Origin of the sequence: Furfurilactobacillus milii (assembly GCF_009864005.1) — a bacterium.
Lineage (GTDB): Bacteria > Bacillota > Bacilli > Lactobacillales > Lactobacillaceae > Furfurilactobacillus > Furfurilactobacillus rossiae_B.
On record NZ_WEZQ01000001.1, the window covers coordinates 319,615 to 326,769 of the forward strand.

Here is a 7,155-nt window from a genome sequence, read left to right on the forward strand (position 1 = left end):
TCTTGAAGGGAGGAACTACCATTAACATTCTCGATATTTTTCTCTTTATTGCGATTTTGGCAATTTGGACCATTTTAATCGTGAATATTATTTTGGTCATTGCAGGATACGTCAATTATTTACGTCAGGTGAAAACACCTGCGCGTGAGTTGCCAAAAAAAGTGCCGTTTGTGTCGGTGATGGTTCCTGCCCACAACGAGGGTATCGTTATCGTGAAGACGGTTGAGTCGCTATTGAACTTTGATTACCCACACGATCGCTATGAAATTATCATCATTAATGACAATTCGGATGATAATTCGGCTGAATTGTTGGGTCATTTGCAAAAGCGGTACCCTCATCGTCAGGTTCACGTGATCAATACGGATAAGACTAATGGTGGTAAAGGGAAGTCTAACGCCCTGAATATTGGTCTTGCCGCTGCCAAAGGCGATGTCATTTCCATTTATGATGCGGATAATACGCCTGAAAGTGGTGCGCTTCGAATTCTAGTTGCCGAGTTAATGGCTGACGACACGCTGGGGGCAGTGATTGGCAAGTTTCGGACACGAAATCGTAATGCCACGTTACTCACACGCTTCATTAACATCGAGACGTTGTCCTTTCAATGGATGGCGCAGGCAGGGCGACAACAGTTATTTCATTTATGTACGATTCCGGGAACCAATTACGTCATTCGTCGATCGCTGTTGGAAGAAGTCGGCGGTTGGGATGTGAAAGCACTTGCCGAAGATACGGAAATCAGCTTTCGAATCTACATGAAGGGTTTTCACATTAAGTTTCAGCCTAAAGCAGTTACTTGGGAGCAGGAGCCACAAACGTTATCTGTGTGGTTCCATCAACGAACGCGCTGGGTTAAGGGAAATATCTACGTCATTCTAAAGAACACGCATTTGCTATTTACCAAACGTGGCCGGCCAATTCGTTTCGATCTGTTGTACTTTTTGTCCATTTATTTTCTCCTGATGACGTCGTTAGTCTTATCCGACACTGTATTTGTCCTCTCGGTAGCGGGTAAGGTTCATTCAAACTTACAGGGATTCAGCAATTCGTTGTGGTTATTGGCAATTGTTCTTTTTGTTGCCAGCACGTACATCACAATCACAACGGAAAAGGGTGAAATGAACTTTAGCAACGTTCTCATAATTATCTTGATGTACATCACATATAGTCAAATGTGGCTTGCAGTAGCCGCTTACGGGATGGTGGGTTATGTTAGAGAACAGGTTTTTCATAAACAAGCGAAATGGTATAAAACAAAGCGGTACCAGTAAAGGATTTTCATTACTGTGGCTGGTATTCGCACTCGCGGTTAGTTTGGTCATCACAACAATGCCGGCAAAGGCTGCTGACGAACAAACGTATACGCAGCCATTTCAAAACAGCACCACAACGTTGTCAGGCAATTCAATTACCGCCAATACGTACTTTATCAAGATGGATTACTGGGACGTTAAACAAGCGACACTTAATTTGAACTATCAGGTTAGCCAGTTAACTAATGGGGATACATCTGACATTACCGTCTCAATTAATGGCGTTAAATTTTATTCGTTCAGGCCTGAAAATAAGGATGGCTTGCAAACGAAGAGTGTCGACATTCCGACTCGTTTGCTCAGTGGCACGAACAATATTAAGATCAGTGGCCAGATTTTAAATTCTGACGGGAGCAAGGCCGAAGTAGCACAAACGCCAGCTAATTGGTTCACGTTATATAGCGGTGCAAACGTTAACTTCCGCTACGTCTTGAAGGATCCAGAGACGGCCATTAAATCGTTCTACGATCATTTCAGCGGACCGGATACCATCGTGAACCATAACTCGGTTATTTCTGTGCCAAAGCAGGCAACTAATGATGAGCTGACTGCCAGCATGTACGCTCTGGCCGGTTACGCACGGGTAATCACAACTGAGAATAACCAGATTCCCGTGACTACGTTTGATACGAGCAAGGCTAAGAAGGCCGACTATCAAATTGTCATGGCAACGTACCAGCATCTGCCAAAGAAATATCAGGCGGCCGTGAGTCGTCAGGATGTTGCCAAACACGCGGTGCTTAAAACAATTTATGACGGGAACAAACATGTGCTCTTAGTCACGGCTGCAACTGGCAAAGATCTGGAAAAGGCGGCACGGTTTATTGCTAACGCTGAGTTGATGAAGGAAACCAGCGCAGATACTAAAAATGTCTCCGCAGCTACCCAAACATTTACGTCTGATCTGCAGTATCAAGGCAGTCGTAAATTAACGTCGACGGGTGATCAAATCACGGGTCCGAAGCATCAGGAGAGTACTTATTTCGTTAATTTACCGACTGATCGTACAAATGCGGACGGGAGTAAAATCCGTGTACACTTCCGGTATGCAAAGAACCTTGATTTCACGCGTTCACTGGCTACCGTTTATGTCAACGGCAAGCCGATTGGCAGTAAGAAACTGACTGCGGCCAATGCAGATAATGATCAGCTGACCGTTAACTTGCCAACCGGTCAATCTTTGGGCAACAGCTTTGTCATTCGGGTAGCGTTTGATCTTGAAATGAAGGATCAAAGCGATAGTGATAATGCGCAGACACCATGGGCGTTCGTGGAACCGGATTCGCGGGCTTACATCAAGTCCAAGCCAGTCACGGATATTCTCTTTAGCAACTACCCAAGTCTGTTTATCAAAAATCAGTCGTTCAACAATTTAGCCATCGTGCGGCCAAAGACACTGAGTGCGAGTGATTTTACTACCATGACGAACATCTTTAATTTGATTGGCAACTTTGCCCAAAGCAATACTGGGTCAATTCAGTTTTACACGAAGACGCCGCCTAAGAATGTTCTTCGCGAACACCACGTCATTGCGTTTGGAACGCCGACAGATAATTCGTTTATCAAGTCATTGAACGACAAACTTTATTTCCAATACAATAAAAAGTTTACTGGTTTCCTTTCAAACGAGAAACTCAGTATTGAGTCAGCTTATGGCAAAACCGTTGGTACGAATCAACTCTTGCGGTCACCATGGAATAAGCGGTTAGGTGTGCTGGTTGTCACCGCGGCGCACAGTCGTGATGTCGCGATGGCGTCCACACAAATTAACTTTCAGCGCAACATTCAACAATATACTGGGGATGCCATTTTGGTGGACCGAGACAATAATCACTATAATTACCGATTTAAGAAACAAAAGAATGCTGAAGCTAAACCGACTATTACGCAAACGATTCACAAAAACTCGGCACTGGCCATTTACCTTGGTTTGGCATTCTTGATGATTGTGGTCATCGCATATGCGCTGTTCCTAATGTTCCGCAAGAACGGTCAACGAATCGGGAAGGGAGGCCGTTCTCATGAAAAACAATCGTCAGACAAATAACGCCAGTTTAATGGCCGATGCTTGTTTGTTGGCCTTCCTGGGATTGATTGCAATCACTGCTATCTTTTTCGGAGCGACGCCAAGCAGTCTATTGCTAAATACGCTTTATTTAGGCATCAGTGTCGCATTGGTGATGACGACTTACTTCTTTAGTTTGACAACCGGTCTGACATTAAATTTGGTGTTCATGTTTATTCAGGGATTAGTGATGGTGTACCTCAATCTGGTTCGGCACCACACGGTTAACTTAGCGCTAGTCTTTTGGCTGCTCATGCCACTACTGTTGTCACTGAGCTTTTATGGCATGACCACGATGCAACGGCGGTTACAACAACAGAATCAGCAGTTGACGACTGATATGGTTGAGCGTGGGGCGTTTGATGCTCAAACGAACTTGCGGACCACAGTTTCCTATATCGAAGATGCTAATGTATACCTTGAAACGCATACTCGTTTTAAGATTCCGGTGACGACAATTATTATCCGCGTGCGTTATTACTCTGAACTGGAACGGATGATGGGCGACGAACAGTTGGATGCCTTGATTCGGTTAGTGTCCGATACGATCGTTCAATCCACCCGTGATAATGATATTGGGTACATTTTGGACACCGTGACGCCGACATGGGGAACGCTTATGTTCACAGACGCAGCCGGGGCGCGTATTGCCGCTCAACGGATTCGCGATAACTTCACCAAAGCTGCCAACAGCGCCAAGGCGCTAGAAATGATGGAATTGTCGCTTGTTATCGGGGTGGCTGAGTTTGACGATAACACGATGCATAATCCTTATGACATGATGAATGCTGGTATTAAAGAAACGGAATACGATGTCTAATAATTGTTGAAACGATAACGTGATAAAAAGCGCTGCATTAAAGCGAAAGGAGATCTGGGGATGACATTAACACACTGGAACCTAAATCCGTTGCTGACGGGACTGTTCTTTGAACTGGGCATCATCTTTTTGTTTCAAATTCTCGTTCGCCGTATCTGGGTTCACCCTGGACATGATCCTAAATTTTCGTTGAATTATCAGCAAGGCCGATTGAAAGTGCTCAGTGTGATTTACTTTGGCCTGCTTGGCATTTATTTCGAATACGCTACGATTCATGTGGGTCCCAACTATGCGTTTGTTAACATTCGCATGTTGCTGTTAATGTATGTGGTCTTTTTCATTGGCCAACAAACGGCATATATCGTGTTAGCCCTTCAATTTCTGACCAGAATCGTTCTGATTGGCGGCACACAGATGGAGCGTTCGCTGCTGTTTCTGGTTTTCTATGCTGTCATTATTGGTTTGCTTGGTGTGGTTCGTCATCGATTGTGGACGTCACGGATGCTGACGATTATTGTGACCAGCATAGTGTTCATTCCACTATTTTGGTTACTGGTGTACGTGATGCACTTTCCGATTCAACAGAAAATCACGTTAGCTGACATGTATGAGCAGATTGCAATCTTTTGGGTAATGGATATCGTCCTGTATTTCGCCATTATCTTTTTAGATCGAGATAATCGCTCATACGTGCAGCGCGTTCACCAAGCAACTATTGACGAACTAACGGGGTTAGCGAACTATGCTGAGTTTGCGACCACGTTTAATCATACTTATAAGAGTTCTCGTGCGGATAATGGCCAGTTAATTCTCATTGCGATGGACATCGACCGTTTCAAACGTATTAACGATACGTACGGGCATTTAGGGGGCAATCGCGTTCTGACAACAGTCGGTACCATGCTTCGAGAATACGTGGGCAATGACAAAGATATTTCCGTTTATCGTGTTGGCGGCGAGGAGTTTGAGATGTTGCTAACGGGGATGACAATGGACATGGCGCAGATGCTGGCCCGCGAAATTCAGGTTAACGCCGAGAATAAGACGGTTATCTACCAGCACTCACGGATTCAATTTACAATGTCATTTGGCTTAGCACAACTGAGGGACGGTGACGACGAAGCCGATCATCTTTATGATCGGGCGGATCGAATGCTGTATCAGTCCAAAGGCCGTGGTCGTAATGAGATCACGACGGATTTGCAAGAGAACTAGAGGGAGTCTGGTTCGACGGTTTGGTAAACGGTGTTGGAGTAGCGCACTGGTAGCCGTCAACAGTGGAATGCTTCAGTTGATAGCGTAGCAACGTATGGAATCCACGATTGCTGTGACAAAGTTGCCATACAATCCAGTCCAGATTTGATTCTCCAATATGTAACTAAAATAGACGTTTTGCACAAACTTTCGCGTGCAAAACGTCTATTTTGATTGTTTAGCTTATTTTGACGATGTCAGTTCCAACAATCGTTGCCGAAGTGCAGGCTGACTCGCGTAGATATAAAGACCATAGACACCACGTTTCATTAATACGTTGAGCACGTTTAGTGTCAGCTGTTCTTTAATTTGCTGGATTTCTTGTGGGTCTGTTAAATCATCACGTCGTTTGAAAACCTCGGGATCTGTCACCCGGTCCGTGTTGACGATCATGTGTTGGGTAATTGGATCGTAATCAAATGGCGGGCCAAGGATGACACCAACATAGTTAAGGTCGAAGCCTTGAACAGTGTAAATAGAGCCGACTTCATTGATGGTTTCGGGTTTCTCTGCCCATGAAGTGGCTTGGTAATTATATTGATCCCACGGCAATTTAAATCGTCCTTCGGTTACATAGTGTTTGCCGCCATCGAGCCTAGAAGGATAGCCGGATGTTGCGACGATTCGTGAGAGGCCAACACGTTGATCATCCTGCTTGATACGGTCATACATCGCCTGGGCGTCATCAAATATGTGCAATTCGAAGTCTTTGGTATTTGCTGGCACAGGTGTAAGTCGACGGGCCGTCAAATTATCAATCCAATCGACGACGGCTTGATTGGCGTGCATTCGGAATTGTTGGTGAAGCTGATAATCAGCATGTGGGTATGGCGCAATCAAGTGTTGCAAACGTTGTTCATTCCAAAAGCTTTTAGTTTTTAAGACTTGATGAGTATCAAACACTAAGACCACAACCTTCGCTATTTTAAGAATCTCTAGTAGCTGATTTTGTTGATCAAAGTTATTGTATCTGTCCGGTTTGGATAGCAGTAAGTGAGCTTCATCAATAATGACGATATCGCTGTGGTGACCGTTTTTATGCGAGCGGTTAATAAACGAAGTTGGCCGGTCAAAATCCTTTTTTCGCAAGTTGGGGAGTTGACCGGCTAGTTCTTTATAGACTTTGAGAATTTCTGGATGATTGACGAGAAAAATATTTGTCGTGTCAAACAATGGGCTGGTTGAATCAGTACGAGCAGCGGTTTGAATATCATTGAATAGCTGACTTAAAACAACACTTTTCCCGGTACCTGCGTCGCCATGGATTGTAAAGATAGCTGGTTTGTTAGTCTCGACTTGAATATGCGACTTGCAGAAGTCCTCGATTTTGGTTTTTAGTTTGCCCTGCTCAGTGGATAAGGATTTGAAGGGCGACAACTTATGAATGGCAGAATTTTTAACGATTACGTTCGACCTCCTAGCAGTCATAAAGAGATGATATTGCATAATAGTGTACACCATTTTGGAAAAATACTGTTCGAAAATAAGTTAACCGGTTCATAAAATTAAAAATGTGAATATAGTGAACTAGTTAAATATTATGAATGAGGAAATATAACCATTACATTTTGTTTAAGATTAATAATATGTAAGCGATTGAATTTATTGAATAAGAAATTGGTATAGTGACTAAAACAGTAAGTCGTAAAGACAAACGATTGCACAAGAACGGGGTTTCATAAACAATGTTTTAAGTAAAA

The 7,155-nt window shown here is 43.8% G+C and carries 5 protein-coding genes; 4 read left to right on the forward strand and 1 reads right to left on the reverse strand.

Translation table 11 applies throughout. The features are described 5' to 3' along the window. The first annotated feature begins 20 nt into the window (after nucleotides 1–20). Genes GB993_RS01455 through GB993_RS01470 form a run of 4 tightly spaced genes read left to right on the forward strand, consistent with a single transcriptional unit; the run spans nucleotide 21 to nucleotide 5,416 of the window. Entirely contained in the window at nucleotides 21–1,274 is a 1,254-nt protein-coding gene (locus GB993_RS01455) for a glycosyltransferase (protein WP_161002829.1), read from the forward strand. After that, nucleotides 1,213–3,363: a cellulose biosynthesis cyclic di-GMP-binding regulatory protein BcsB gene (locus GB993_RS01460; protein WP_161002800.1), complete on the forward strand. Its 2,151-nt coding sequence runs from the start codon at nucleotides 1,213–1,215 to the stop codon at nucleotides 3,361–3,363. The genes GB993_RS01455 and GB993_RS01460 overlap by 62 nt, the downstream gene beginning before the upstream one ends. Beyond that, on the forward strand, nucleotides 3,338–4,201 hold the full coding sequence (locus GB993_RS01465) for a GGDEF domain-containing protein (protein WP_161002801.1): 864 nt from the start codon (nucleotides 3,338–3,340) through the stop codon (nucleotides 4,199–4,201). The genes GB993_RS01460 and GB993_RS01465 overlap by 26 nt, the downstream gene beginning before the upstream one ends. A 60-nt stretch (nucleotides 4,202–4,261) precedes the next feature. Continuing rightward, complete coding sequence (locus GB993_RS01470) at nucleotides 4,262–5,416, forward strand: GGDEF domain-containing protein (protein ID WP_161002802.1); 1,155 nt, start codon at nucleotides 4,262–4,264, stop codon at nucleotides 5,414–5,416. Between the two features lie 222 nt (nucleotides 5,417–5,638). On the opposite strand, the gene GB993_RS01475 is transcribed toward GB993_RS01470, so the two are convergent. Beyond that, nucleotides 5,639–6,901, reverse strand: a complete 1,263-nt coding sequence (locus GB993_RS01475; RefSeq protein ID WP_238331560.1) for a DUF2075 domain-containing protein — start codon at nucleotides 6,899–6,901, stop codon at nucleotides 5,639–5,641. Nucleotides 6,902–7,155 lie beyond the last annotated feature (254 nt).